This is a genomic window from Caulobacter sp. UNC279MFTsu5.1, from assembly GCF_900114015.1.
Classification (GTDB): Bacteria; Pseudomonadota; Alphaproteobacteria; order Caulobacterales; family Caulobacteraceae; genus Caulobacter.
Window position 1 is genome coordinate 214,893 of sequence record NZ_FORN01000002.1, and the last position, 22,368, is coordinate 237,260.

Annotated in this window: 27 protein-coding genes; 15 read left to right on the forward strand and 12 right to left on the reverse strand. The window is 68.2% G+C overall.

The genetic code is table 11. The features are described from left to right. Nucleotides 1–2: 2 nt before the first annotated feature. Nucleotides 3–2,054 carry a glycoside hydrolase family 3 protein gene (locus tag BM066_RS01005; protein ID WP_218150881.1) on the forward strand — a complete coding sequence of 684 codons (2,052 nt, stop codon included), beginning with the start codon at nucleotides 3–5 and terminating at the stop codon, nucleotides 2,052–2,054. Between the two features lie 204 nt (nucleotides 2,055–2,258). Here BM066_RS01005 and BM066_RS01010 read toward each other — a convergent pair whose 3' ends face one another. The 6 genes from BM066_RS01010 to BM066_RS01035 form a co-directional block, all read right to left on the reverse strand. Next, a complete protein-coding gene (locus BM066_RS01010) occupies nucleotides 2,259–2,684 on the reverse strand; it encodes a hypothetical protein (protein WP_089923553.1) in 426 nt (141 codons plus the stop codon). Between the two features lie 301 nt (nucleotides 2,685–2,985). Then, complete coding sequence (locus tag BM066_RS01015; RefSeq protein WP_089923556.1) at nucleotides 2,986–3,492, reverse strand: Hsp20/alpha crystallin family protein; 507 nt, start codon at nucleotides 3,490–3,492, stop codon at nucleotides 2,986–2,988. A gap of 73 nt (nucleotides 3,493–3,565) precedes the next feature. After that, entirely contained in the window at nucleotides 3,566–4,048 is a 483-nt protein-coding gene (locus BM066_RS01020) for an Hsp20 family protein (protein WP_089923559.1), read from the reverse strand. 191 nt (nucleotides 4,049–4,239) lie between these two features. Beyond that, on the reverse strand, nucleotides 4,240–4,434 hold the full coding sequence (locus BM066_RS01025) for a hypothetical protein (protein WP_089923561.1): 195 nt from the start codon (nucleotides 4,432–4,434) through the stop codon (nucleotides 4,240–4,242). Next, nucleotides 4,431–4,721, reverse strand: a complete 291-nt coding sequence (locus BM066_RS01030; RefSeq protein WP_255367433.1) for a hypothetical protein — start codon at nucleotides 4,719–4,721, stop codon at nucleotides 4,431–4,433. The genes BM066_RS01025 and BM066_RS01030 overlap by 4 nt, the downstream gene beginning before the upstream one ends. A gap of 192 nt (nucleotides 4,722–4,913) precedes the next feature. Continuing rightward, entirely contained in the window at nucleotides 4,914–5,180 is a 267-nt protein-coding gene (locus tag BM066_RS01035; RefSeq protein WP_089923564.1) for an usg protein, read from the reverse strand. Nucleotides 5,181–5,508: 328 nt separating this feature from the next. On the opposite strand from BM066_RS01035, the gene groES reads away from it, so the two are divergent. Both groES and groL read left to right on the forward strand, forming a co-directional pair. Next, on the forward strand, nucleotides 5,509–5,823 hold the full coding sequence (groES, locus tag BM066_RS01040) for a co-chaperone GroES (RefSeq protein ID WP_089923567.1): 315 nt from the start codon (nucleotides 5,509–5,511) through the stop codon (nucleotides 5,821–5,823). Between the two features lie 51 nt (nucleotides 5,824–5,874). Continuing rightward, the gene (gene groL, locus BM066_RS01045) at nucleotides 5,875–7,494 is read left to right on the forward strand and encodes a chaperonin GroEL (RefSeq protein ID WP_089923570.1); all 1,620 of its coding nucleotides are present in this window, start codon (nucleotides 5,875–5,877) and stop codon (nucleotides 7,492–7,494) included. Between the two features lie 413 nt (nucleotides 7,495–7,907). Here the strand turns inward: groL and BM066_RS01050 are convergent, their stop codons facing one another. From BM066_RS01050 to BM066_RS01060, 3 genes are all read right to left on the reverse strand, one after another. Further along, nucleotides 7,908–8,657 carry an HvfC/BufC N-terminal domain-containing protein gene (locus tag BM066_RS01050; RefSeq protein WP_089923574.1) on the reverse strand — a complete coding sequence of 250 codons (750 nt, stop codon included), beginning with the start codon at nucleotides 8,655–8,657 and terminating at the stop codon, nucleotides 7,908–7,910. Beyond that, nucleotides 8,654–9,493, reverse strand: coding sequence for an MNIO family bufferin maturase (locus BM066_RS01055; RefSeq protein ID WP_089923577.1), 840 nt, complete (start codon nucleotides 9,491–9,493; stop codon nucleotides 8,654–8,656). Before BM066_RS01055 ends, BM066_RS01050 begins: the two co-directional genes overlap by 4 nt. A gap of 68 nt (nucleotides 9,494–9,561) precedes the next feature. Continuing rightward, entirely contained in the window at nucleotides 9,562–9,831 is a 270-nt protein-coding gene (locus tag BM066_RS01060) for a BufA2 family periplasmic bufferin-type metallophore (protein WP_089923580.1), read from the reverse strand. A gap of 297 nt (nucleotides 9,832–10,128) precedes the next feature. Here BM066_RS01060 and BM066_RS01065 point away from each other — a divergent pair, with 297 nt between their 5' ends. Continuing rightward, a complete protein-coding gene (locus BM066_RS01065; RefSeq protein ID WP_089923581.1) occupies nucleotides 10,129–11,367 on the forward strand; it encodes a hypothetical protein in 1,239 nt (412 codons plus the stop codon). Here the strand turns inward: BM066_RS01065 and BM066_RS01070 are convergent. The 3 genes from BM066_RS01070 to BM066_RS01080 form a co-directional block, all read right to left on the reverse strand. Then, the gene (locus BM066_RS01070) at nucleotides 11,364–11,687 is read right to left on the reverse strand and encodes a hypothetical protein (protein ID WP_143093622.1); all 324 of its coding nucleotides are present in this window, start codon (nucleotides 11,685–11,687) and stop codon (nucleotides 11,364–11,366) included. The two genes, BM066_RS01065 and BM066_RS01070, sit on opposite strands and share 4 nt — an antisense overlap. A gap of 225 nt (nucleotides 11,688–11,912) precedes the next feature. After that, a complete protein-coding gene (locus BM066_RS01075) occupies nucleotides 11,913–12,203 on the reverse strand; it encodes a YciI family protein (protein WP_089923585.1) in 291 nt (96 codons plus the stop codon). After that, the gene (locus BM066_RS01080; protein WP_218150882.1) at nucleotides 12,194–12,814 is read right to left on the reverse strand and encodes a TetR/AcrR family transcriptional regulator; all 621 of its coding nucleotides are present in this window, start codon (nucleotides 12,812–12,814) and stop codon (nucleotides 12,194–12,196) included. The genes BM066_RS01075 and BM066_RS01080 overlap by 10 nt, the downstream gene beginning before the upstream one ends. Nucleotides 12,815–13,291: 477 nt before the next feature. Here BM066_RS01080 and trbB point away from each other — a divergent pair, with 477 nt between their 5' ends. Genes trbB through BM066_RS01135 form a run of 11 tightly spaced genes read left to right on the forward strand, consistent with a single transcriptional unit; the run spans nucleotide 13,292 to nucleotide 22,332 of the window. Beyond that, nucleotides 13,292–14,224 (forward strand): P-type conjugative transfer ATPase TrbB, encoded by a 933-nt coding sequence (trbB, locus tag BM066_RS01085; RefSeq protein ID WP_177218352.1) that lies wholly within the window; start codon nucleotides 13,292–13,294, stop codon nucleotides 14,222–14,224. A gap of 50 nt (nucleotides 14,225–14,274) precedes the next feature. Next, nucleotides 14,275–14,595, forward strand: coding sequence for a TrbC/VirB2 family type IV secretion system protein (locus BM066_RS01090; protein WP_089923713.1), 321 nt, complete (start codon nucleotides 14,275–14,277; stop codon nucleotides 14,593–14,595). After that, nucleotides 14,595–14,861 (forward strand): VirB3 family type IV secretion system protein, encoded by a 267-nt coding sequence (locus BM066_RS01095; protein ID WP_089923592.1) that lies wholly within the window; start codon nucleotides 14,595–14,597, stop codon nucleotides 14,859–14,861. Before BM066_RS01090 ends, BM066_RS01095 begins: the two co-directional genes overlap by 1 nt. Nucleotides 14,862–14,863: 2 nt before the next feature. After that, nucleotides 14,864–17,302: a conjugal transfer protein TrbE gene (gene trbE / locus BM066_RS01100; RefSeq protein WP_089923594.1), complete on the forward strand. Its 2,439-nt coding sequence runs from the start codon at nucleotides 14,864–14,866 to the stop codon at nucleotides 17,300–17,302. Further along, on the forward strand, nucleotides 17,299–18,030 hold the full coding sequence (gene trbJ / locus BM066_RS01105; RefSeq protein WP_089923597.1) for a P-type conjugative transfer protein TrbJ: 732 nt from the start codon (nucleotides 17,299–17,301) through the stop codon (nucleotides 18,028–18,030). The genes trbE and trbJ overlap by 4 nt, the downstream gene beginning before the upstream one ends. Further along, nucleotides 18,027–18,251, forward strand: coding sequence for a putative entry exclusion protein TrbK-alt (gene trbK-alt / locus BM066_RS01110; protein ID WP_089923599.1), 225 nt, complete (start codon nucleotides 18,027–18,029; stop codon nucleotides 18,249–18,251). Before trbJ ends, trbK-alt begins: the two co-directional genes overlap by 4 nt. Beyond that, on the forward strand, nucleotides 18,248–19,492 hold the full coding sequence (gene trbL, locus BM066_RS01115) for a P-type conjugative transfer protein TrbL (RefSeq protein WP_089923602.1): 1,245 nt from the start codon (nucleotides 18,248–18,250) through the stop codon (nucleotides 19,490–19,492). Before trbK-alt ends, trbL begins: the two co-directional genes overlap by 4 nt. Continuing rightward, nucleotides 19,492–20,178: a conjugal transfer protein TrbF gene (gene trbF / locus BM066_RS01120; RefSeq protein ID WP_089923605.1), complete on the forward strand. Its 687-nt coding sequence runs from the start codon at nucleotides 19,492–19,494 to the stop codon at nucleotides 20,176–20,178. Before trbL ends, trbF begins: the two co-directional genes overlap by 1 nt. Continuing rightward, on the forward strand, nucleotides 20,175–20,966 hold the full coding sequence (trbG, locus tag BM066_RS01125) for a P-type conjugative transfer protein TrbG (RefSeq protein ID WP_089923610.1): 792 nt from the start codon (nucleotides 20,175–20,177) through the stop codon (nucleotides 20,964–20,966). Before trbF ends, trbG begins: the two co-directional genes overlap by 4 nt. Beyond that, the gene (locus BM066_RS01130) at nucleotides 20,963–22,111 is read left to right on the forward strand and encodes a TraB/TrbI/VirB10 family type IV secretion system protein (protein WP_089923613.1); all 1,149 of its coding nucleotides are present in this window, start codon (nucleotides 20,963–20,965) and stop codon (nucleotides 22,109–22,111) included. The genes trbG and BM066_RS01130 overlap by 4 nt, the downstream gene beginning before the upstream one ends. Further along, nucleotides 22,108–22,332: a DUF2274 domain-containing protein gene (locus tag BM066_RS01135; RefSeq protein ID WP_089923617.1), complete on the forward strand. Its 225-nt coding sequence runs from the start codon at nucleotides 22,108–22,110 to the stop codon at nucleotides 22,330–22,332. Before BM066_RS01130 ends, BM066_RS01135 begins: the two co-directional genes overlap by 4 nt. Nucleotides 22,333–22,368 lie beyond the last annotated feature (36 nt).

Below are 22,368 nucleotides of genomic sequence, written 5' to 3' on the forward strand. Positions count from 1 at the left end.
GCTTGAAGGCCACCTCAACGCTGGTCGGACGGGCGCTTCAGCACGAACGGGAGAAAAAATTGCGAAAGGCTACGATTCTGGCGGCCCTGACAGGGATTGCTCTGACTGTCCCGGCGAGTGCGGAATCATTGCCCACGCGCCAACCCCACCTCGGTACGCGTACGATCCCGATCCTGCATGCCCAGGGACTCGCGTTTCGCGACCTCAACCGCGATGGCCAAGTTGAACCCTATGAGGATTGGCGGCTGCCGCCCCCCAGACGCGCCGCCGACCTCCTGTCGCGCATGAGGCCGGACGAAAAGATCGGTCAGATGGTGCACGGCTCGCTCTACACGACCGGCGACGACTACATTGTCGCCAACGCCTCCCAAGAGATCCTCGACAAGCATGTCACCGCGATGATCACACGCTTGGCGGCTACGCCCGCTAAGCTCGCGGCCGCCAACAATGGGCTACAGGCGATCGCAGAGAGGGGCCGGCTCGGCATCCCCCTCAGCTTGAGTTCGGACCCGCGCAACCAGCTCGAGGGCGTAGCAGGGGCCAGCGTTGCTGCGGGCGGTTTCACCGCTTTCCCCGATCCGCTCGGCTTCGCCGCGATCGGAGACGCCAGGCTCACCCGGCGCAGCGCCGATATTGTCCGCCGGGAATATAAGGCGGTAGGCATCCGCATCGCGCTCTCGCCGCAGGCCGACATCGCCACCGAGCCGCGCTGGCCGCGCATCGACGGCACCTTCGGATCCAACCCCGCACTCGCCGCGCAGATGGTCGGCGCTTACGTCGCCGGTATTCAGGGCGGCGCCGACGGCATTGGCCCTGACAGCGTCGCCGCCGTCGTCAAACATTGGGTGGGCTATGGCGCCGCTGCCGATCAGGGCTTCGACAGCCACAACTACTATGGTCGCTTCTCCGCGGTGACCCAGACGGCTTTGCCCAGGCACGTCATCCCCTTCCAGGCCGCCTTCACCGCGCATGTCGCCGCAGTCATGCCGATGTACTCGCTGCCCAAGCAGCTGCACGACGCGGAACGGCACTCGATCCGGACCGCCGCCGGCTTCAGTCGCTATCTCCTGACCGATCTGCTGCGCCATCGCTACCATTTCACCGGCCTCGTTCTGTCCGATTGGGGCATCACCAACGATTGCCACGAAACTTGCCGCGTCGGCGCAAAACCCGGGGCTGAGCCAAACTGGTCCGACTTCAGCCCCGCCTGGGGTGTGGAAGATCTGGCCGAGGAAGACCGCTTCGCCAAGGGCGTCGATGCGGGCATCGAGCAGTTTGGCGGCACGACCCGCGTCGACGCCCTTATGGCGGCATTGCGCGACGGGAAAATTGCGCAGGCCCAGGTCGATCGCGCAGTGCTCAAGGTCCTGACCCAGACCTTCGCCCTGGGCTTGTTCGAAGACCCGTATGTCGATCCCGACACGGCGGCGAAACTGGTCGGCAATGCCGACTTCCTCGCCGAAGCGCAGCGCACGCAGGCGCGCTCGATCGTTCTGCTTCAGGCTAATCGCGGCCTGTTCCCGCTCTCGAGGGCGACCCACCGCCGATTGTTCCTACGCGGCCTCGCACCCCAGCCTTTCGCCGCGCTTGGTTTTACCATCGTCGACCGCCCCAATCAGGCGGACGCTGCGATCGTGCGCCTCGCCGCACCTCACCAGTTGCTTCATCCCAATTTCGCTGCAGGCCGCGTCCAGCACGAAGGCGCTCTCGACTTCCAGCCTGGCGACCCCGATCTGGAAGCAGTCCGCAAGATTGCCAGCACAACGCCGGTGATCGCGATCGTCCACCTCGATCGCCCGGCTATCCTCACCAGCCTTCGCCCCTACACCGCGATGCTTGCCGGCGATTTCGGCGCAACCGATGCGGCCGTCGCCGACGCGCTTACCGGCATTGTCCGCCCAGAGGGCCGTCTGCCCTTCGAACTGCCCTCCTCGATGGCGGCGGTGGAGAAACAGCGCCCCGATTTGCCCGACGATAGTGTTGCACCGCTTTATCCCGTCGGCTTCCGCGCCGTCGTTCCTACCCCGAAAATCAATCGGAGAGCGTCACGGTGATCAAGTCGGCCATATTCTGCCCCTTTCGAAAGGGCGCACGCTTGACGGCACGGGTAAGTCAGGCGGTCGGCTGCTAATGTCTGGAATGGGTCGATCATCGCTCCAACCGGCCTAAACGTCGTGTTTCCGGAGGGATCCGAGAGTCCGGTGATGGCGCTTTGCGGCTCTGTCGTGATCGTCGGCGCCCGCCGGCTCATCCAGACTTCAAAGACGCGGGGAGTTGGGGCCGAGCGCGCTTTCCGCGTACCGCTCGGCTAGCTCCAGCAATTGTCTCGGATCCTTCTCCGGGTTGTGAACAAGGCCCAATAGCCTCGGCTGCGAACCTGGCGCAGCCCGGACGAGGCGCAGGCCGACGGTGTTTCCGTGCACTTCAGTCACTTGCTCCAGCGGGGGCGGGCCTTCGAGGATAAGCGCCTCGATCCGCTGCTTCAGGTGATCCGCCGTCGTTGCGGGCAGCCGGATGGGGGCGGAGATCGTCACCAAGACCCGGGCTCCATCAGGCACCACGCGATCGCAGTGCTGGGTCAGGTCCCTCAGCAGCCGTAGCACCACCCGATCGAACCGAAGCCCCAGTTTGGAGATGCTCGTACCGGCTGCGCGAGCCATCGCCTCCGCCATCTGCTTGTCCATGCCGTCGTCACCTCCGAGAAACCTGCGGCCATCTACGCTCGGGACGAGAGGGGGCGGAAGCCGGCGGGAAGCACTCAGGGGCGCCTTCCGCGCCTCCCATCCTCATCCGCGCAAGGTCGGCCAGCCGACGTTCCAAACGGCGTCTCCGGCCTTTACCTGGGATCGACGAGCGCGATTTCGGCGAGCTGCAGAGCGTCGGCTTCTCGGAGCAAGCTGAAGGTCTGTTTCTGGCGCACTAGGGACGTGGCAGGCGCCCTGGTGGTCGATGTCGCGCGGCAGCAAGCCGCCGCGCGACCAAGGTTTAGTGGGTCGTTCCCGACGAATTGATCGGGATCTTCCGGACGCGATCTTGGCTTTGGGCCGACTTCGGGGCCGTCACCGTGAGCACGCCGTTGCGGAACGTCGCCTTGACGCCGGCTTCGTCGACGCCGTCCAGAGCCAGACGCCGCTCGAAGCGGCCGTAGACCCGCTCGCTGAAGGCGCGGGCCCGGTCGGTGGTCTCCGCGCGTTTTTCTCCGCGCAGGATCAGCACATCGTCCTGGACCAGGACCTCGACGTCCTTTTCATCCAGGCCCGGCAGTTCCGCCGTCACCCGATATTCGTTATCGGCCTCCTCCACCTCAACCTGGGGCCAGGCGCCGCCTCGCCCCCAAAGGGTCGGCGCCGCGAAGTCCCGGAAGACGTCGTCGAACAGGCGGTTCATCTCACGGTGCAGGGTGAACAGCGGGCTGGCCGCCTCCTGGCTTGCGGGAAGATTGCGGTCCCGGTCGCTGGTCCGGGTCCATGGCACGAGATCACGCACGTTCATCACATTCTCCTTTCTGCACGAGCGTCGGTTCCGGGGCGGTCGCCCCGGAACCCTTGATCATCAAGGACTGGCCTTAGGCCGCCTGGCGGTCCGACTTGTCGTCGCCAATGCGCTTGGGCTCCGAGGATCCGCCGGGCGCGCCGATCTCGATGCGTCGGGGCTTGAGGGCCTCTGGCACCTCGCGCGCCAGGTCGATCGACAACAGGCCGTCGGCGTGTTGCGCCGATTTGACCACCACGTAGTCGGCCAGTTCGAAGCGGCGCTCGAAGTCACGGCCGGCGATGCCGCGGTGCAGATAGGTGTGGCCCTCGTCGCCGCTTGTCCTGCGGCCGGACACGATCAGCAGGTTCGGCTGCGCGGTCAGCTCCAGCTCGTCGGCCTTGAATCCGGCCGTCGCCAGGGTGATCCGATAGGCGTCCTCGCCGATCTTCTCGATGTCATAAGGCGGATAGGTTCGATCTCCCTCGCTCCTCATCGCGGTTTCGATGAGGTCCGCCATGCGGTCGACGCCGATCACCGACCGGTAAAGCGGGGAGAAATCATATGCCGTTCTCATTTCCATCTCCTCGAACGAGCAAGTTGGACCTGAGAGGCGCCCGGAAGCACGGACGCCTCCTGACCGCCGGACCCTCGAGTGGCATCCGGCGCCTACCGAGTTAGAAAGCGTGTTTTCGGCTTCAAGAGGGGGCGCGCGAAATTTTTCGAGCGCCGGAAGTAGGTTTGGCGGCGCCCGTCCTCGGGCAAAACCTAGGATGTCTTCGCCTCGCTGCCGGCCAGTTGATCGCGCAGTTCCTGGAAGTCGGCCAGGAGGCCCACGCAGGTTTCGATCTGCTCCTTGGCGGCCAGGGTGTCGCCCTTCTGCATGGCGACGACGCTGCGGCTCACGCTGGCGATGGCCGACGCCAAGGTCTCCAGCGCAGTGATGATCAGTTTCTCGTTCATCGAGGTCGCGCCTGGTCCCACCGATCCAGTTGCGCCAGCGCGTCGAGAACATCGCTGAGCGGTGCGGGCGCCTCCGTGCCCCAGAGCCAGCGCAGGGTCGGATGATCCTCGACCGCCGAAGCGTCGGACGCCCAGGACGACAGGATCGCCCGCTTCTCGGACGGTTCAAGCAACGGGTCCTTGAGAACCTCGCTAGGATGTCGAAAGCCCACGGCGGGCCGCAGCAGCTTCTCCAGGACCGCGCCCAGGCCTTGGAAAGGAACAGAAGGCTCGGTGTTCGCGAGCATAGGCGTCTCCCTCGGGTTCATATCCTCCGGGCGGAGGGCCCGAAGGCGTCGATCGGGAAGGTCCCGCCATCGCCTTCATGGCGCGGCGGAACCCTGACGACAAAATGCCGGCGCGGCGCGCCACGTTCCCGTCGAGATCTCCGGTCGGCTACGGCCGGCCGGGCCAGGTCTGCGCCACCGGCGTCGTCGTACTCAATGGAGCGAGATGACACCGTTCACCGCCCGCCATTCGGTAGGCCCGATCAGGCGCTGGTGGGCGACCTGCACCGAGTGTAGCGCCGCCTCGATCTCACGCCGCCAGTGATCGAGGAAGCCCTGCAGCACCGGAAAGCGCGGCGCCAGGTCGTAGTCCTGCCAGACATAGAGCTGCAGCAGGCTCGGATGGTCGAGGCGATAGTAATGGATCTCGGCCGTCGTCAGGCCGTAGCCGTCCAGTTGCTTGAGAAGGTCGCGGTTCATGGCGGCGCCTCAGGCTTGGGATTTCGAGGCGCGGGGCGCGGCGATGGGTTCTGGGAAACGGGCGCGGGACACGACGGCCTCCTGTACTTGACTCCTTCTGGCGCAACGGCGATGGCCGTCCGCGGCTCCCAGGATGTTGTGGCGCTCGTGATATCGTCAAGGGGGGGCGGCGCAGAAGAGCCGGGCAACTTCAATGCGTTGCACGCGCGACGAAAATTTTCGCAAGGCGCCTCTTGAAGCCGTCTCGACGCCGCCTAGCTTGGCGTTTGTCCGCTGGTCGACAGACCGGCGGGCCCGTCACATTCCGTTTTGCATCTGGAGGTTATGCATGCATTTCCGCCCCTTGCACGACCGTGTGGTCGTCCGCCGCATCGAGGCCGAGGAGAAGACCTCGGGCGGCATCATCATCCCCGACTCCGCCAAGGAAAAGCCGCAGCAGGGCGAGGTGGTCGCCGTGGGCCCCGGCGCCCGCGACGAAGCCGGCAAGCTGGTCGAGCTGTCCCTCAAGCCCGGCGACCGCGTCCTGTTCGGCAAGTGGTCCGGCACGGAGGTCAAGATCGACGGCGAGGACCTGCTGATCATGAAGGAGAGCGACATCCTGGGCGTGCTTGAGACCGAGGCGACGCTCAAGAAGGCCGCCTGAGCCCCACCCCAACCCCATTCACTGACAGCCCAACCGAGAGGAGTAGGAACCATGGCTGCCAAGGAAGTGAAGTTCTCGTCGGACGCCCGCGACCGCATGCTGCGCGGCGTCGACATCCTGGCCGATGCTGTGAAGGTCACCCTGGGCCCCAAAGGCCGCAACGTCGTCATCGACAAGAGTTTCGGCGCCCCCCGCATCACCAAGGACGGCGTCAGCGTCGCAAAGGAAATCGAACTGAAGGACAAGTTCGAGAACATGGGCGCGCAGATGCTGCGCGAAGTGGCCTCCAAGACCAACGACCTGGCCGGCGACGGCACCACGACCGCCACGGTCCTGGCCCAGGCCATCGTCCGCGAAGGCTCCAAGGCCGTGGCCGCCGGCATGAACCCGATGGACCTCAAGCGCGGCATCGACCTGGGGGTCAGCGCCGTGGTGGCCGACCTCAAGAGTCACGCCCGCAAGATCAGCGCCAATACCGAGATCGCCCAGGTCGGCACCATCTCGGCCAATGGCGACGAGGAGATCGGGCGGATTCTGGCCGAAGCCATGGAGAAGGTCGGCAACGAGGGGGTGATCACCGTCGAGGAGGCCAAGAGCCTGGCCACCGAACTGGAAGTGGTCGAGGGCATGCAATTCGACCGTGGCTATATCAGCCCGTATTTCGTGACCAACAATGACAAGCTGCGCGTCGAGCTGGACGATCCTTACATCCTGATCCACGAGAAGAAGCTCTCGAACCTGGCGGCCCTGGTGCCGCTGCTGGAGAAGGTCGTGCAGTCGGGCCGGCCGCTGCTGATCATCGCCGAGGACGTCGAGGGCGAGGCCTTGGCCACCCTGGTGGTCAACAAGCTGCGTGGCGGCCTGAAGGTCGCGGCGGTCAAGGCCCCGGGCTTTGGCGATCGCCGCAAGGCCATGCTCGAGGACATCGCGGTGCTGACCGCCGGCAACGTCGTCTCCGAAGAGCTGGGGACCAAGCTGGAGACCGTCGCCGTCGAAATGCTGGGCCGCGCCAAGAAGGTGACGATCGACAAGGACAACACCACGATCGTCGATGGGGCCGGCCAGCGCGGCGAGATCGAAAGCCGTGTCGCCCAGATCCGTCGCCAGATCGAGGACACCACCTCCGACTATGACCGTGAAAAGCTGCAGGAACGCCTGGCCAAGCTGGCTGGCGGCGTGGCCGTGGTGCGCGTCGGCGGGGCCACCGAGGTCGAGGTCAAGGAGAAGAAGGACCGCGTCGACGACGCGCTGCACGCCACCCGCGCCGCGGTGGAGGAAGGCATCCTGCCGGGCGGCGGCGTCGCCCTGCTGCGCGCCCTCAAGGCGTTGGACAAAGTGACGCCCGCCAATGACGACCAGAAGGCGGGTGTGGACATCGTGCGCCGCGCCCTGCAAGCCCCGGCCCGCCAGATCGTCGCCAACGCCGGCGAGGACGCCTCCTATGTGGTCGGCAAGCTGCTCGAAAAGTCCGACTACGGCTGGGGCTTCAACGCTGCCACGGGCGAGTACCAGGACCTGATTCAGGCGGGCGTCATCGACCCGGCCAAGGTCGTGCGCACCGCTCTGCAGGACGCCGCCTCGGTGGCCTCGCTGTTGATCACCACCGAGGCGCTGATCGCCGAGGCGCCGAAGGAAGAAAAGGCCGCGCCGGCTGCGGCGATGGACTACTGATCGGCGGGATTCTCCGCCGGATCAACCATGGGGCGTCGCGCAGGCGGCGCCCCTTTTTGTGATCATTGAATGGCTATCCGCGACCAGGTTTCCTCGTGCGACTTCGCTAGTTCGACTCGCGGCGAGCCCGTTCTGAGGTCAGGTTTCTGGGCCGATCCCAGAAGCCAATTGGCGAATGTCCGGTGGGAATACCGATCCAAGTCGTGTCGATTTTCCACCTTCAATTTCCTACCTTGAACGTCGCGTTCCTGGAGTGGCGCTTGGGTCCGGTTGTGGCGCTGAACGGCATCTCGATCGCTCCGGAAGATCGCCTGTTTCATTAGGATCGATCGGCGCCCAGGCCCGGCGATCATCCGGGGCTTGGCGCCCGCTCCCTTGGTGAGCTGCCGTAGGCCGGCGCTTGGACCGTCAGGTCATGATCGGGCGCTGAGGACTAGCCCGTCCTGAAGCCAGGCGCCCAGAAGACCGCCAACCCGCTCGACGGTTCGCTCGGTATCATCGGGGTCGCCAAGCTGTTCGCACAACTGGGCAAACGCGCAGCCGTCCAGCACCCTTAGCAGGGCCAGTCGTTCGAAGGCGTCGATCGTTCTGTAGCGGGGCGACAGGCCCTGTCTCCAGACGCGGATCGCGGCCGGTGCGGGCAGGCGCTCAACCGCGGGAGGCGTCTGCCCCTCCGTGAGTGCGCCCCAGATGGCGGCGCTGTTGGTCGCGACCGCGCCGATCGTCAGGGTCGGTGACAAGGTCAGGACGGCGCTTTCCCAATCCACCTGGGCCAGCGCCTCTGGGGTGATCGGGTCAGCGTCCGGGCCGTCGAAGGCGCGGCGCAGGCTCCAGTCCAGCCAGGCCAGTTCGGCCACCTCCGGATCGTCGGGGTAGAGCCCCGCCAGGGTTTGGGGAAAGTCTTCGCCATAGGCGTCCAGTGTCCAGCCTCTGGGCGGGTGGGCCGCGATATGGCTGATCGCGGCGGCGTCGAAACCATCGTCACCCAGCCATGACCAAGTCTGCTCGAAAGTGTCGCGCAGGCAGGCGACCAATTGGGCGCGATAGGCATGTCGATAGACAGCGAGACCGGCCTCGCCGTTGGCCGCGACGGCTTCTGGGCGATCGGCCTTGTTCGCCAGGATGTGGTCGCGCAGGCCGCGCTGAATCGACAGCAGGCTCATGCGGCGCGCTCCAAGCCGCCGGCGCGGGCTCGCGCAATGTCGAGTTCGGTCAGCAACTCACCGAGGGGAGGAATGTCGTCGTCGCGCTCGATCATCGTCGCCACCGGGCCAAAGCGATGGCAGGCGATGTCGTAGAGCGCCCAAACGGGATCGGGAACCGGCTGATCATGGGTGTCGATCAGCAGATCCCGCCCCTGGCTGTGGCCGGCAAGGTGGATCTGGCGCACCCGGTCGACCGGCACGCCGGCGATATAGGCGGCGGGATCGAAGCCATGGTTGGTTCCGCTGACATAGATGTTGTTGATGTCGAGCAGCAGCGAGCAGCCGGTGGCCTCGCACATCCTGGCCATGAAGCCGTGCTCGGTCATCTCGTCGCCTTCAAACGTCAGATAGCTGGAGGGGTTCTCCAGCAGGATCGGTCGCTCGAGGACATCCTGGACGCGGGCGATGTTGGCGCAGACCACTTCCAGCGCCTCCTCGGTGTAGGGCAGGGGCAGCAGGTCGTGGGAATTGAAGCCTTCCAGGCCGGTCCAGCACAGATGGTCGGACACCCACAGCGGATCGACGCGATCGACCAGGATCTTGAGGCGGCGCAGATAGTCCGGTTTCACGCCATCGGCCGAGCCGATCGACATCGACACGCCGTGCATCGCCACCGGATGACGCTCGCGCACGGCGTCCAGCACGTACAGTGGCCGACCGCCGCGAACCATGAAGTTCTCGGAGATCACCTCGACGAAATCGACGGGGACCTCGCGCTCGAGAAAGTCCGCGTAGTGGGGCGGACGCAGGCCCAGGCCGAAACCCTCGAAGGGCGCGATCACACGGTCGGACATGTCGTCATCCTGGACAAGAGCGGGGCGGACGTGGCCCAGCCGGCGAGGGCCGGCCGGGCCTGCGCGCATTACTGGGGGGCGGTCAGCGAGCCGCCGGCCTTGACGCACGCCTTGCTGGTCATGGCCTTGAAGCCCTGGCCCTTGCAGTCGTTCAGGCCCTTGCAGTCGTTCTTGGCGGTCTTGCAGTCCGAGGTGCCCTTGCAGGTGTTGACGCCATAGCAGTGGACCTTCTCGGCGGAGGCCTTGGGGGCGGCGGAGGCTTGGGTGGCGGCGACCATGCTGGTCATGGCGAACAGGGCGGCGGCCGAGGCGATCGTGGCGGATTTGAAGTTGGTCATGGGGCGTTTCCGGGTTGATGAGGCCAGACCGCTGATCGGCCCGACATCAACCCATTCGCGAGAGCTTGGCTTTCGGTTACAGGCCGGGCGCCGGAAATTTCTCAGGAACCGTCGCGCGCCATATTTTCCGGAGGGCGTAACCTCGGCCATTCGACGCGCGAATGGCCTTGTGTGGCCTCGAAGTTCCCGCTCCCCCCAGCGGAGGCCGCCCGGGCGGCGGCTGGCTCTGTTTCCTTGCCGGTCGCCGTCCGCCGTTTCTTAAGCCGGCCATAGGGGGAAGGGGAGCAAGCTTGGTCGATGATGCGATCCTCAGTCCTGACGGCGGCCTCCTTGCTCGCCCTGGCCGGCGCCGCGCCGCGCGCAGCCCGCGCCGCAGATCTGCTTTCGAGGGACGCGTTCTCGGGCGTGATCATCGCCGGGCCATCGATGGGTTCGGGCGAAGCGTCCTGGCTCAAGGGCGGCCTGGGCAAGCTGCAGACCGGCGGAGATCAGGTCCGGGTCGAGGGCTCGGCGATCATGGCCTGGCGAGGAAGCTTCAGCGAGCGCATCGGCGCTCTGGTGTCCGCGGACGCCCAGTCCCTGGCCAATCGCGCCGTCGGGCTCGACGAGGCCTATGTGACGCTGCGGCCAGCACCGGGCGCCGCTCTGGGTCTGTCCGGGCGCGCGGGCCTGTTCTTCCCGCCCGCTTCACTGGAGCACGACGGGACCGAATGGTCCCTGGCCCGCTCCCTGACGCCATCGGCGATCGACAGTTGGATCGCCGAAGAGGTCAAGGTGGCGGGCGCGGAGGTGACCTTGCGCGGCGCCGTTGCAGGCCACCCGATCGGCGCCACCGTCGCCGCCTTCCAGGGCAATGACACCTCCGGAGCCTTGCTGACATTTCGGGGCTGGGCGCTGCACGATCTGCGCGCCAATCTGGGCGGAACCTTCAAGCTTCCGACCGTGCCGGCGATGTTTTCTGGCAAGCAGGCGCAAGCCACGCGGCCGGTCGACGAGGTCGATGGACGCTGGGGCGGCTATGTCCGGCTGGACTATGCGCCGTCCCAGACCTTGGCGCTGAGCCTGTTCGGCTATGACAACAACGGCGACCGCACGACCGTGACGAACGGCCAGTATGCTTGGCGAACGCGCTTCGCGCAGGTCGCCGCGCGTTGGACGCCGGACGCCAACACCGAGGTCTTGGTGCAGGCCATGACCGGCGAGACCGCGATGGGCGTCGCGGTCAACGGCCGCGAGCCGGCCGACGTCGGCTTCGCCGCCGCCTATGGGCTGGTGTCACGAACCCTGAAGACCGGAACCGCCACGGTGAGGCTGGATCAGTTCTCGGTCAGCGACCGCACTTTCAAGGCGCTGGACAACAACGCCGAGCACGGCTGGGCGGCCACGGCGGCCTGGTCGCTCGCCGTCCGCGAAGGATCCGAGATCGTGCTGGAGGCCATCGCCGTCCATAGCGTCCGCCAGGATCGTTCACGCTTCGGCGAGGCCGCTCGCCAGGACAGCGTCCGGGGGCGAGCGGCGTTCCGCACCAGCTTCTAGACTGAGATATTGACGCGAGAGCCTGCGGCGATGACGACGGGCGGTCCTGTTGGAGCCCTGTCGGCGAAGACGCTGAGCTGGCCGCCAAACGTCACCGCGGCCTGGCCTTCGTAGGTTGGGTCGAAGGACCGGGCGGCGGTGCGCTCTATGGCGTCTGGACGATTCTTGGCGTTGATCCCGAACGGACCATCCTTGGGATGGGCCGGATCGATGTGCTTCTTGGCATTGTCGACGTCCGTGCAGTTCTTGCACGAGAAGCCGTTGACGTTGACCGGGGTTGGATAGTCGCCGCTGATCGCCATGATTGTCCCCTGTTCCATGACCATATTCGCTGGGGAAGGCGTAATGGTTACAGGCGCAGGCGAAATTCTGAACCGGCGACCGTAGGCGAAATTGTCACCCTGAGCCAAACCCGCGAACGTCGCCTTGTCGGAGGTGCGCTAACGGCGCCTCGTGGCGCGATTGACGCGAAATATCGCGATGGTGCGCCTGTTGCCGGTCGCGCCGCGCCGACGAGGCGTCGGCCGGCGGCGCGGACCTGCGGGTCAGGCGGCGGGTCGCAGGAAGGCCAGGCGCTCGTCGGTTCTGCCGGGCACGATCTGGGCGATTTCCGCTGTCACGACGCCCGCCGCGACGAAGGGATCGTCCTGGACCCTGGATTCGATTTCAGCGCGCGTCGCGCCATGGGCGACGATCATGCCGCCCGCGGCGGGCTGAAGGCTCCCGACCAGCAGAAACACTCCGTCTTCGAAGCCCTTCCTGATCCAGGCGTTGTGGTCATCCATCAAGGACGGCGCGCGACTCTTGTCGGCGAAACGTAGGGTGATCACGAACATTGGCGTTCCTCCAGGGAAGGGGGCTCAGGAAGGTTTGGCGCCTGAGCGTCAAGCCAGGCTTTCAGGTCGGCGACCTCACGGCGAATGAAGGCCTCGTCCTTGAAGGCCGTGGCGAGCGTGGCGACGCCCTGGCTGCGCATCAGCGCGTGCATGGCCAGCGCGTCCGCCGCGTCGGCCCGGCCCAGCGCCGCAAACTGAAGCTTCAGCCAATCGCGGAAGAGCCCGAAGAGACCCGTGCTCGCCGCCGCCGCCGGGTGGTCGAGCTTGGAAAGCTCGGCGCAAAGCGTTCCCACGGGGCAGCCATGGCCCATGATCTTGGTTCGGTTTTCGATAAGGATCTCAATGAAGCTTCGAATGCGATCGGCGGGCAGCGGACTTGTGCGTTCCCACGACGCGAGCATGGCCGAGGTGTTGACCAGCCGCAGCTCGATCACCGCGTCGAGGATCTCGTCCTTGGTTCGGAAGTGATAATAGAAGTTGCCCCTCGACAGGCCGGTGGCCGAGGCGATGTCGCCAAACGTGGTGGCCTCGAAGCCGCGCTCGTAGAACAGGCGATCGGCCGCTTCGACAATCTGCGCTCTCGTATCGGCGGCTGACACCTTGTCCTCCATGCTGCGTCACGACCTAGGACAAATGACCTAGAGAGTCTAGGTCATTTGTCCTAGGCGCTGCTTCATCGGCGATTTCTTTGTCGCCTCGCTGCAGGCCCTTTGTGAATGGAGCGAAAAATGTGATCGCCGCCATCGCGGACGCTCCGCTAGCCGCGACGGCGCGAGCATTTCGAGGCCTTCGCCGGGCAGGGCGCTGAAACTTGGCTCACGGAAGGCTGGGGCACAACCTCGGCGCTCGCGCTTTCGAGGATGCCGCCGCTTAAGGCGCATCGCGCCTTGAGCCGTCTTTTGGCGTCTCTTCGGGGCGTTGGCGCCGGACCGACATGCCGTCAGGTTCTCTTTCGTAGCCGTTGTTTTCTCCAGCGATTTGGTCGTTGAGGCTGGGCCGAACGCGGTCTTCTTACTCGTCCCCGTGAACAACGGGGATGCGCCGTGGAGCCTTCCAAGCCTGATCTGGAGATGTCGCGCAGCCATCGCATGCTGCGCACGGCCCTGGGCTCGCTGCTGCTCGCGCGGCTGGAAGATCCCGGCGTCGCGGAGGTCATGCTCAACCCGGACGGGGCGGTGTGGATCGACCGGTTCGATGTGGGCTTGCGGCCCGCCGACCTGTCGCTGAGCCCCGCCGACGGCGAGCGGATCATCCGCCTGGTCGCCCATCACGTCGGGGCCGAAGTCCATGCCGGCCGGCCGCGCCTGGCCGCCGAGCTGCCGGGCGGCGGCGAGCGCTTCGAGGGCCTGCTGCCGCCCCTGGTCTCGGGCCCGACCTTCTCGCTGCGCAAGCCGGCCAGCGTGGTCTTTCCCCTCGGCGCCTATGTCGAGCAGGGCGTCATGCGCGCCGAACAAGCCAGGGCGCTGGCCGATGCGGTTCTTGAGCGCCGCAACATTCTGGTCGTGGGGCCCACCTCCAGCGGCAAGACCACCCTGGTCAACGCCTTGCTCTTCGAGGTCGCGACGCTGGACGAGCGCGTCGTCCTGATCGAGGACGTGCGCGAGCTGCAGTGCCCGGCGCGCAACCTGGTGGCCCTGCGCACCAAGGAGGGCGTGGCCAGTCTCGCCGACCTCGTGCGCTCGTCCCTGCGCCTGCGGCCCGACCGGATCATCATCGGCGAGGTGCGGGGCGCCGAGGCGCTGGACCTGATCAAGGCCTGGGGCACGGGCCACCCGGGGGGCGTGGCCACCCTGCACGCCGGCTCGGCCCTGGGCGCGCTGCTGCGCCTGGAGCAGCTGATCCAGGAGGCGGTGGTCACCGTGCCGCGCGCCCTGATCGCCGAAACCATCGACCTGGTCGCCGTTATCGCCGGCCGCGGCCGGCAGCGCCGCCTGGTCGATCTCGTCCGCCTATGGGGCCTTGGCTCCGACGGCGCCTACCAGCTCAGCCCCGCCTGCCCCCCAGAAGAGGAGATTGCCTGATGCCCGCCCAATCCGTGCGTTCCTTGCGCGCGCGCCTGCTGTCCGGATCGATGCTCGATCCCTTGGGTCACATCGCCCGGTTGGCGCCGCTGACCCTCGTCGCGCTGCTGACCAGTCGGTCAGCCCAGGCCGCCGGCTCGTCCATGCCCTGGGAGGAGCCGCTGCAGCGGATCCTGGAGTCGATCGAGGGGCCGGTCGCCAAGATCATCGCGGTGATCATCATCATCGTCACCGGCCTGACCCTGGCCTTCGGCGACACCTCCGGCGGCTCGCGCAAGCTGATCCAGATCGTCTTCGGGCTCTCGATCGCGTTTGCCGCCTCAAGCTTCTTCCTGTCGTTCTTCTCGTTCGGCGGCGGGGCGGTCATCTGATGTCGGGCGATCGCGCCGCCGCCTTCGCCGCGCCCGTCTATCGCGCGCTGACCGAGCCGATGCTGCTGGCCGGCGCGCCGCGCGCGATCGCCCTGGTCAACGGCACCCTGGCCGCCGCCCTGGGCCTTGGCCTGCGGCTGTGGCTGGTCGGCGTCGGGGTCTGGCTGGCCGGCCACGGCCTGGCCGTCTGGGCCGCCCGTCACGACCCGATGATCTTCGACGTCGGCCGCCGGCACGTGCGCGTGCCTGCGCGGCTGGGGGTCTAGCGATGCTGGACCTTCGCGAATACGCCCGTCGGCCCAAGGTCCTCTGCGACTACCTGCCTTGGGCGGCGCTGGTCGCCCCGGGCGTGGTGCTCAACAAGGACGGCGCCTTCCAGCGCACCGCCGGCTTCCGAGGGCCCGACCTGGAGTCGGTCGGGGCCGCGGAGGTCGCCGCCGTCGCCGCGCGGCTCAACAGCGCGCTGCGCCGCCTGGGCTCGGGCTGGGCGATCTTCGTGGAGGCCCGCCGCGACCCGGCCATGGCCTATCCCGATGGGGTCTTTCCCGATCCGGTCTCGGCCCTGGTCGACATCGAGCGCCGCCAGGCCTTCCTGCGGGAAGGCGCGCACTTCGAGAGCCGCTACTTCCTGACCCTGGTCTACCTGCCGCCGGCGGAGCGCACCGGGCGGCTGGAGAGCCTCTTCGTCGAGGGGCGCGCCCGCGCCGACATCGACTGGCGCGCCCAGCTCGCCGGCTTCGTCGATCGGTCCGACCGGCTGCTGGCGCTGATCCAGGGCCTGGCCCGCGAGGCCGCCTGGCTGGACGATGCGGCGACCTTGAGCTTCCTGCACGGCGCGGCGACCACCCGCCGCCAGGACCTGCGCGTTCCCGAAACCCCGATGCATCTGGACGCCCTGGTGGCGACGCAGCCGCTGGAGGGCGGGCTCGAACCGCGCCTGGGCGGGGCGCATCTGCGGGTCCTGACGATGGTCGGCTTTCCGAGCCAGACGCTCCCCGGGCTGCTCGACGACCTCAATCGCCTGGCCTTCGCCTATCGCTGGTCGACCCGCGCGATCTGTCTCGACAAGGCCGACGCCAACCGCCTGATCGGCAAGATTCGGCGCCAATGGTTCGCCAAGCGCAAGTCGATCGGCGTCCTGCTGCAGGAAGCCCTGACCCAGCAACCCTCGGCCCTGGTCGACAGCGACGCGGCCAACAAGGCCGGGGAAGCCGACCTGGCGCTGCAGGATCTCGGCGGCGACCTTGTTTCCTACGCCTATGTCACGGCCAGCCTGGTCGTGTGGGACGAGGACCCGGATCTGGCCGACGCCAAGCTGGCGCTCGCCGAGAAGGTCGTCGCCGGCCGGGATTTCTCGATCATCAGGGAGCGGATCAACGCCGTCGAGGCCTGGCTGGGGACCCTGCCGGGCCAGGTCTACGCCAACGTCCGCCAGCCGCCGCTGTCGACCCTGAACCTGGCGCACATCGCGCCGCTGTCGGCGGTCTGGGCCGGGCCTTCGTTCAACCCGCACCTGGGCGGTCCGCCGCTGCTGATGGCCAAGACCGAGGGCTCCACGCCGTTTCGGCTGTCGCTGCACGCCGGCGACGTGGGTCATACCCTGGTGGTGGGCCCGACCGGGGCCGGCAAGAGCGTCCTCTTGGCGCTGCTGGCCCTGCAGTTTCGGCGCTATGGCGGGGCGCGGATCGTCGCCTTCGATTTCGGCGGGTCGATCCGGGCGGCGGCCCTGGGCATGGGCGGCGTCTTCCATGACCTGGGCGGGGTCTTGCGCGACGCCGAGCAAGCGCCCGTCGCCCTGCAGCCGCTGTCGCGGGTCGACGATCCGGCCGAGCGCGTGTGGGCGGCCGAATGGATCGCGGTCCTGCTGGCCGGGCAGGGCGTCGTCGTCACCCCGACCGTGCGTGATCACGTCTGGTCGGCGCTGGCGAGCTTGGCCTCGGCGCCGACCGAGGAGCGGACCCTGACGGGCCTTGTGGCGCTGTTGCCCACCCTGGATCTGAAGAGCGCCTTGACCCCCTACACCCTGGCCGGACCTTGGGGTCGGCTGCTGGACGCCGATGTCGAGGCGCTGGCCGCCGGCGCGGTGCAGGCCTTCGAGACCGAAGGCCTTCTGGGCACGCCGGCCGCCTCGGCGGTCTTGGCCTATCTCTTCCACCGGATCGAACGCGACCTCGACGGTCGGCCGACCCTGATCCTGATCGACGAAGGCTGGCTGGCGCTCGATGACGCCGCCTTCGGCGCCCAATTGCGCGAGTGGCTCAAGACCCTGCGCAAGAAGAACGCCTCGGTCGTCTTCGCCACCCAGTCCCTGACCGATATCGACGCCAGTCCGATCGCCCCGGTGATCGTCGAAAGCTGCCCGACACGGATCTTCCTGCCCAATCCGCGCGCCCTCGAACCGCAGTCCGCCGCGATCTATGCCCGCTTTGGCCTTAGCGATCGGCAGGTCGAGATCCTCAGCCAGGCCACGCCCAAGCGCGACTACTACGTCCAGTCACGGGCCGGCGAGCGCCTGTTCGACCTTGGGCTGGGGCCGATCGCCCTGGCGTTCTGCGCCGCCGCCTCCAAGACCGACCAAGCCGACATCGCCCAGGTCCTGGCCGACCACGGCCCGGACGACTTCGCGGCCGCCTGGCTGCGTCGTCGTGGTCTGCCCTGGGCCGCCGACCTCCTGCCGTCCATCACCCTCCCGGAGTCCTCGCGATGAGTGTTTCCCGACGCCTCTCCCGTCGCCGCATGGCGGCGCTGCTCTGCGGCGCGGCCGTGCTCGCGGCCGTGCCCGGCCTGGCCCCTTCGGCCCTGGCCCAGGTCGCCGTCTACGATCCCAGCAACTACGCCCAGAACGTCTTGCAGGCCGCCCGGGCGCTGCAGCAGATCAACAACCAGATCACCAGCCTGCAGAACCAGGCCCAGATGCTGGTCGGCCAGGCGCGCAACCTCGCCAGTCTGCCGTACTCGTCGCTATCGGCGCTGCAGGACCAGGTCGCCGCCACCCAGGCCCTGCTCGGGCAGGCCCGGGCCCTGGCCTACAATGTCCAGGACATCCAGGACGCCTTTCATCGCCGCTACGACGTGGCCGACCTGCTGGCCACCGACGCGGACCTGGCCGCGCGCGCCGAGGCGCGCTGGACCACCTCGGTGGCCGGGTTCGAGGACGCCCTGAAGGTGCAGGCCGGGGTGGTCGGCGGCCTGGAGACCAGCCGCGGCGAGATGCAAAGCCTGGTGTCGGCCAGCCAGGGGGCCAGCGGCGCGCTGCAGGCGGCCCAGGCCGGCAATCAGCTCCTGGCTTTGCAGGCCCAGCAGCTTTCGGCCCTGACCGCGGTCGTGGTGGCCAATGGCCGGGCCGAAGCACTGGAGGCGGCCGACCGCGCCGCCGCGCGCGCCGACGCCAAGGCCCGCTTTTCCAAGTTCATGGGAGCCACGCCCCAGCCATGAACCGGTCCCTCGTCTGGGGGACCACACTGATCGTTCTGCTTGGGATCGCCGCCCTGGCGGGCAGGGCGTCCCAGGCTCCTATCCAGGCTCAAGCGGCGGCGCCGTCGCGCATGATCGAGAGCGAGCTCGCGCGCTGCCGAACGGCCGGGCAGGACGATGAGGCCTGCCGTGCGGCTTGGGCCGCGGCCCGGGAGCACTTCTTCGGCCGGCCGGCGTCATGAGCGACACCGGCGTCATCGACCGGATGCTGGACGTCTACACCCAGCATGTCGACAGCGGTTTTGGCCTGCTCGGCGGCGAGGTCGCGTTCCTCTCCACCACCCTGGTCGCCATCGACATGACCCTGGCGGCGCTGTTCTGGGCCTGGGCCCAGGACGACGTCACCGCGCGCCTGGTCAAGAAGACGCTCTATGTCGGCTTCTTCGCCTTCCTGATCGGCAACTTCCACGCGCTGAGCCTGATTGTGCTCAAGAGCTTCTCGGGCCTTGGCCTGAAGGCCTCGGGCGCGGGGATTTCGGCGGACGACTTCCTACGGCCCGGAAAATTGGCGGCGCTCGGGATCTCCTCGTGCAAGCCGATCCTGCAGGCGGCCAGCGAGCTGGGCGGCTTTCCCGGCTTCTTCGAGAACATCGTCCAGATCGTGATCCTGCTGGCCGTGGCCCTGCTGGTCATCGTCGCCTTCTTCGTGATCGCGGTGCAGATCTTCGTGGTCCTGATCGAGTTCAAGCTGGCCACCCTGGCCGGGTTCGTCCTCGTGCCGTTTGGCCTGTTCGGCCGCACCGCCTTTCTGGCCGAACGCGTCCTGGGCGCGGTCATCGCCTCGGGGGTCAAGGTTATGGTCCTGGCGGTGATCGTCGGGATCGGCTCGAGCCTCTTCTCCGAATTCAACAGCGCTTCGGCCGGCCAGCCGACCCTCGAGGAGGTCCTGGCCATGGCCCTGGCGGCCTTGACCCTGCTGGGCCTGTCGATCTTCGGGCCGGGCATCGCCTCGGGCCTGGTCTCGGGCGCGCCGCAACTGGGCGCCGGCGCGGCGGTGGGAACGGGCCTGACCGTGGCGGGCATGGCCATGGTCGGGGTCGGCGCGGCGCAGATGGTCGCGCGCGGCGGAGCCGGCCTGGCGTCGACGGCGTCGGCCGGCGGGGCTATGGGGCCGCGTCCCGGACCCGACGCGCCGGCGCCGACCGGCGGGGGACCTGGCCCAGGCCCTGGCTCGGGCGGCGCTGGGGAACAACGCGGCGGCTCGGCGTCTGGCGGTTCCAAGCCGTCGGGCGACGGCGATCCTGGCCCCGGCGCGCCGCCGGCGAACGCCGCCGCGGGGCAGGGCGGCGAGGCGCCCGACTGGGCGCGCGACCTCAAGCAGCAGCAGGCCCTGGCGCACGGGGCGAGCCTGGCCGCCCACGGCCTGGCCAGCGGTGACGACCACAGCGGCGGCGCAAGTCCTTCTCTCTCGGAGCAAAGCTGATGAACCCGTTCAAGGGTCCCTCGCGCCTGGGCGCGACACCCGTTCCTGAAACCCCCTACCAGCGCGCCGGCCAGGCCTGGGACCAGCGTATCGGTTCGGCCAGGGTCCAGGCGGCCAACTGGCGGCTTGTGGCCCTGGGCCTCCTGGCCAGCAACATGGTCCAGTCCGGCGGCATGATTTGGCAAGCCGCGCGCGGCACCGTTATCCCCTGGGTCGTGGAGGTCGACCGTCTGGGCCAGACCCTGGCGGTAGGCCCGGCCGTGCGAGGCTATCGCCCGCCCGACCCGGTGATCGCCTGGGCCCTGTCGCGGTTCGTCGAGAACACCCGCGCCTTGCCGGCCGACCCGGTGGTGCTGGGCCAGAACTGGCGGCGGGCCTACGACTTCGCCGACGCGGCGGGGGCGGCGGCGCTGTCGGACCATGCGCGCGGGGCCGATCCCTTCGCGCAGGTCGGCAAGGCCCAGGTCGCGGTCGACGTCACCAATGTGGTGCGCGCCTCGCCCGACAGCTTTCGCCTGGCCTGGGTCGAGCGGCGCTATGTCGACGGCCAGCTGGTCTCGACCCAGCGCTGGAGCGCGATCCTGACCCTGGTCATCGCCGCGCCGACCTCGCCCGACGCCTTCGTGAAAAATCCCTTCGGGATCTTCGTTCACGCCATCTCCTGGTCGCGGGAGTACGGCGCATGAGCCGGCCCTTCCTGATCGCCGCGCTTGTGGGCCTGATGGCGCCGGCGGCTGGCCAGGCGTGGCCGAGCGCCAGGCGGGCCGAGCCGCCGCAGGCGTTGGCGGCCGTCGAGTTCCTGTTTTCCGAAGGCGGCGTCTATGACCTGGTGGCCGCGCCGGGCCACGTCACCGACATCGTGCTGGAGCCGGGCGAGGCCCTGGTCGAGACCAATCCGATCGCCGCCGGCGACACCGTGCGCTGGGTGATCGGCGACACCGCCAGCGGCGAGGGCGAGACGCGTCGCGTCCATGTCCTGGTCAAGCCCGTGCAACCCGACCTGACATCCAACCTGATCATCAACACCAGCCGGCGCAGCTATCACCTGCGGATGCGCGCCTCGGCTCGGGCCTACCTGTCCCAGGTCGCTTGGCGCTACCCGCCGGCTGCGATGTCGAAGGCTGCGGCTGAGCCCGTCGTCGTGCTCGCGCCGCCAGTCGCGACGGCGCCCGTCCGTCTCAACTTCGACTACCGTCTCAAAGGGCGGGCGCGCTGGCGGCCGGCGCGAGTGTTCGACGACGGCGCGCGGACCTATGTCGAGTTTGGTCCAGGGGCGGCGCTGACCGACCTGCCGCCGCTCTACGTCCTGGGCGCCGATGGCAAGACCGCCGAGCTGGTCAACTACCGCGTCGACGGGCGCCGGCTGGTCGTCGATCGCTTGTTCGACCATGCCGAGCTTCGCTTTGGGCTCAAGCGGTGGGAACGCCGCGTCCGCATCGAACGCGGCGTTGGCGACCAGGAGGCCGGCCGATGACCCAGGCCGTGGATCAGGAGCAGCAGGCCATCGCCAAGACCCTTCGGCTGCGCGGACCGGCCAAGCCTGTGGCGCAGGTCTCGCGCAAGGCGCTCATGGTGACGGGCGGCCTTCTCGCGATCGGCCTGTCGGGCGCCTTGGTCTGGTCGCTGCGCGAGCGCGACAAGCCGGCGCCGCCGCCGGTCTTGCAGGCCGCGGCCCCGCCGGAGGCGGTGACGGGCCTGCCACGCGACTACCTTCAGCGTCGCCAGGCCCCGGTGCTGGGGCCGCCGCTGCCCGGCGATCTCGGGCGACCCATGCTCAGCGCCCAGCGTACGCGGGGCCTTGAGCGGTCGGCATTGTCGCCGAGCGTGACACCCGCCCTGGAGCCGACGCCGGCGCTCCCGCGACCGGCGCGGCGCCCGGCGCTCGTCGACCCTGTCGTCCAGGCCGCGGATGGCGCGCGTGCGTCAGGCCTATTCGCCGCGGCGGCCGTTCGTCGCGCCGAACCGGTCTTGCCGGCCCCGACCGCCGGGAGCGCGGCGCCCGACGAGCGCGCCACCAGCCCCGAGCGCCTTCAGGCGCCGGCCTCGCCCTATCTTCTGCAGGCCGGCTCGATCATTCCCGCCGCCTTGGTGACGGGCCTGCGGTCCGACGCGGCCGGCCTCGCGATCGCCCAGGTCAGCCAGGACGTCTACGACAGCCTGGGCCGCCACCTACTTCTGATCCCGGCGGGCGCAAAGCTAATCGGCCAGTATGAGGCGACCACCCATGTCGGCCAGAGCCGTCTGTCGGTGGCCTGGACGCGCCTGATCCTGCCGACGGGCCGCTCCATCATCCTCGACAAGCTGCCGGCGGCGGACGCCCAGGGCATGGCCGGGTTGGCCGACGGTGTCGATCGGCACGGCAAGGCGGTGCTCGCCGCCGCCGCGCTCAGCACGGTCTTGGCGATCGGCGCGGAAGCTGGCCAGTCAAGCGGGGGCGATGACCTGGAGCGGGCGATCCGCCGCGGCGCCGGCCAGTCGATCAGCGACGTCGGGCAACAGGCGGTGGGGCGGAGCCTGGCCTTGACGCCGACCCTGACCATCCGACCCGGCGCGCCGCTGCGGGTGTTGCTGACGCGCGATCTGGTCCTCGAACCCTATGATAGGGAGTCCGGCCAATGACCCGGTTGAAGCTGGGGCCGATCGAGGACGACACCCCGGTGAAGGTCACGGTGGAGCTGCCCGCGGCCATGCACCGCGACCTGCTCGAATATGGCAAGCAACTGGCGGCCGAGACCAATTCCAAGGTCGCCGAGCCTGGAAAGCTGATCGTGCCCATGGTCGGGCGGTTCATGGAATCGGATCGGGGTTTCACGCGCGGCCGCAAATCCCGCAAAGCCTGACCAAGCAGCGCCACCTCGCGCGTTCGAACCGCGTTG

Bases quoted from the DNA above. Each gene is read 5' to 3' on its own strand.
- BM066_RS01010 (WP_089923553.1), bottom strand. From the start codon at position 2,684: ATGGACAAGCAGATGGCGGAGGCGATGGCTCGCGCAGCCGGTACGAGC.
- BM066_RS01015 (WP_089923556.1), bottom strand. From the start codon at position 3,492: ATGAACGTGCGTGATCTCGTGCCATGGACCCGGACCAGCGACCGGGAC.
- BM066_RS01020 (WP_089923559.1), bottom strand. From the start codon at position 4,048: ATGAGAACGGCATATGATTTCTCCCCGCTTTACCGGTCGGTGATCGGC.
- BM066_RS01025 (WP_089923561.1), bottom strand. From the start codon at position 4,434: ATGAACGAGAAACTGATCATCACTGCGCTGGAGACCTTGGCGTCGGCC.
- BM066_RS01030 (WP_255367433.1), bottom strand. From the start codon at position 4,721: ATGCTCGCGAACACCGAGCCTTCTGTTCCTTTCCAAGGCCTGGGCGCG.
- BM066_RS01035 (WP_089923564.1), bottom strand. From the start codon at position 5,180: ATGAACCGCGACCTTCTCAAGCAACTGGACGGCTACGGCCTGACGACG.
- groES (WP_089923567.1), top strand. From the start codon at position 5,509: ATGCATTTCCGCCCCTTGCACGACCGTGTGGTCGTCCGCCGCATCGAG.
- groL (WP_089923570.1), top strand. From the start codon at position 5,875: ATGGCTGCCAAGGAAGTGAAGTTCTCGTCGGACGCCCGCGACCGCATG.
- BM066_RS01050 (WP_089923574.1), bottom strand. From the start codon at position 8,657: ATGAGCCTGCTGTCGATTCAGCGCGGCCTGCGCGACCACATCCTGGCG.
- BM066_RS01055 (WP_089923577.1), bottom strand. From the start codon at position 9,493: ATGTCCGACCGTGTGATCGCGCCCTTCGAGGGTTTCGGCCTGGGCCTG.
- BM066_RS01060 (WP_089923580.1), bottom strand. From the start codon at position 9,831: ATGACCAACTTCAAATCCGCCACGATCGCCTCGGCCGCCGCCCTGTTC.
- BM066_RS01065 (WP_089923581.1), top strand. From the start codon at position 10,129: ATGATGCGATCCTCAGTCCTGACGGCGGCCTCCTTGCTCGCCCTGGCC.
- BM066_RS01070 (WP_143093622.1), bottom strand. From the start codon at position 11,687: ATGGAACAGGGGACAATCATGGCGATCAGCGGCGACTATCCAACCCCG.
- BM066_RS01075 (WP_089923585.1), bottom strand. From the start codon at position 12,203: ATGTTCGTGATCACCCTACGTTTCGCCGACAAGAGTCGCGCGCCGTCC.
- BM066_RS01080 (WP_218150882.1), bottom strand. From the start codon at position 12,814: ATGGAGGACAAGGTGTCAGCCGCCGATACGAGAGCGCAGATTGTCGAA.
- trbB (WP_177218352.1), top strand. From the start codon at position 13,292: ATGCTGCGCACGGCCCTGGGCTCGCTGCTGCTCGCGCGGCTGGAAGAT.
- BM066_RS01090 (WP_089923713.1), top strand. From the start codon at position 14,275: ATGCTCGATCCCTTGGGTCACATCGCCCGGTTGGCGCCGCTGACCCTC.
- BM066_RS01095 (WP_089923592.1), top strand. From the start codon at position 14,595: ATGTCGGGCGATCGCGCCGCCGCCTTCGCCGCGCCCGTCTATCGCGCG.
- trbE (WP_089923594.1), top strand. From the start codon at position 14,864: ATGCTGGACCTTCGCGAATACGCCCGTCGGCCCAAGGTCCTCTGCGAC.
- trbJ (WP_089923597.1), top strand. From the start codon at position 17,299: ATGAGTGTTTCCCGACGCCTCTCCCGTCGCCGCATGGCGGCGCTGCTC.
- trbK-alt (WP_089923599.1), top strand. From the start codon at position 18,027: ATGAACCGGTCCCTCGTCTGGGGGACCACACTGATCGTTCTGCTTGGG.
- trbL (WP_089923602.1), top strand. From the start codon at position 18,248: ATGAGCGACACCGGCGTCATCGACCGGATGCTGGACGTCTACACCCAG.
- trbF (WP_089923605.1), top strand. From the start codon at position 19,492: ATGAACCCGTTCAAGGGTCCCTCGCGCCTGGGCGCGACACCCGTTCCT.
- trbG (WP_089923610.1), top strand. From the start codon at position 20,175: ATGAGCCGGCCCTTCCTGATCGCCGCGCTTGTGGGCCTGATGGCGCCG.
- BM066_RS01130 (WP_089923613.1), top strand. From the start codon at position 20,963: ATGACCCAGGCCGTGGATCAGGAGCAGCAGGCCATCGCCAAGACCCTT.
- BM066_RS01135 (WP_089923617.1), top strand. From the start codon at position 22,108: ATGACCCGGTTGAAGCTGGGGCCGATCGAGGACGACACCCCGGTGAAG.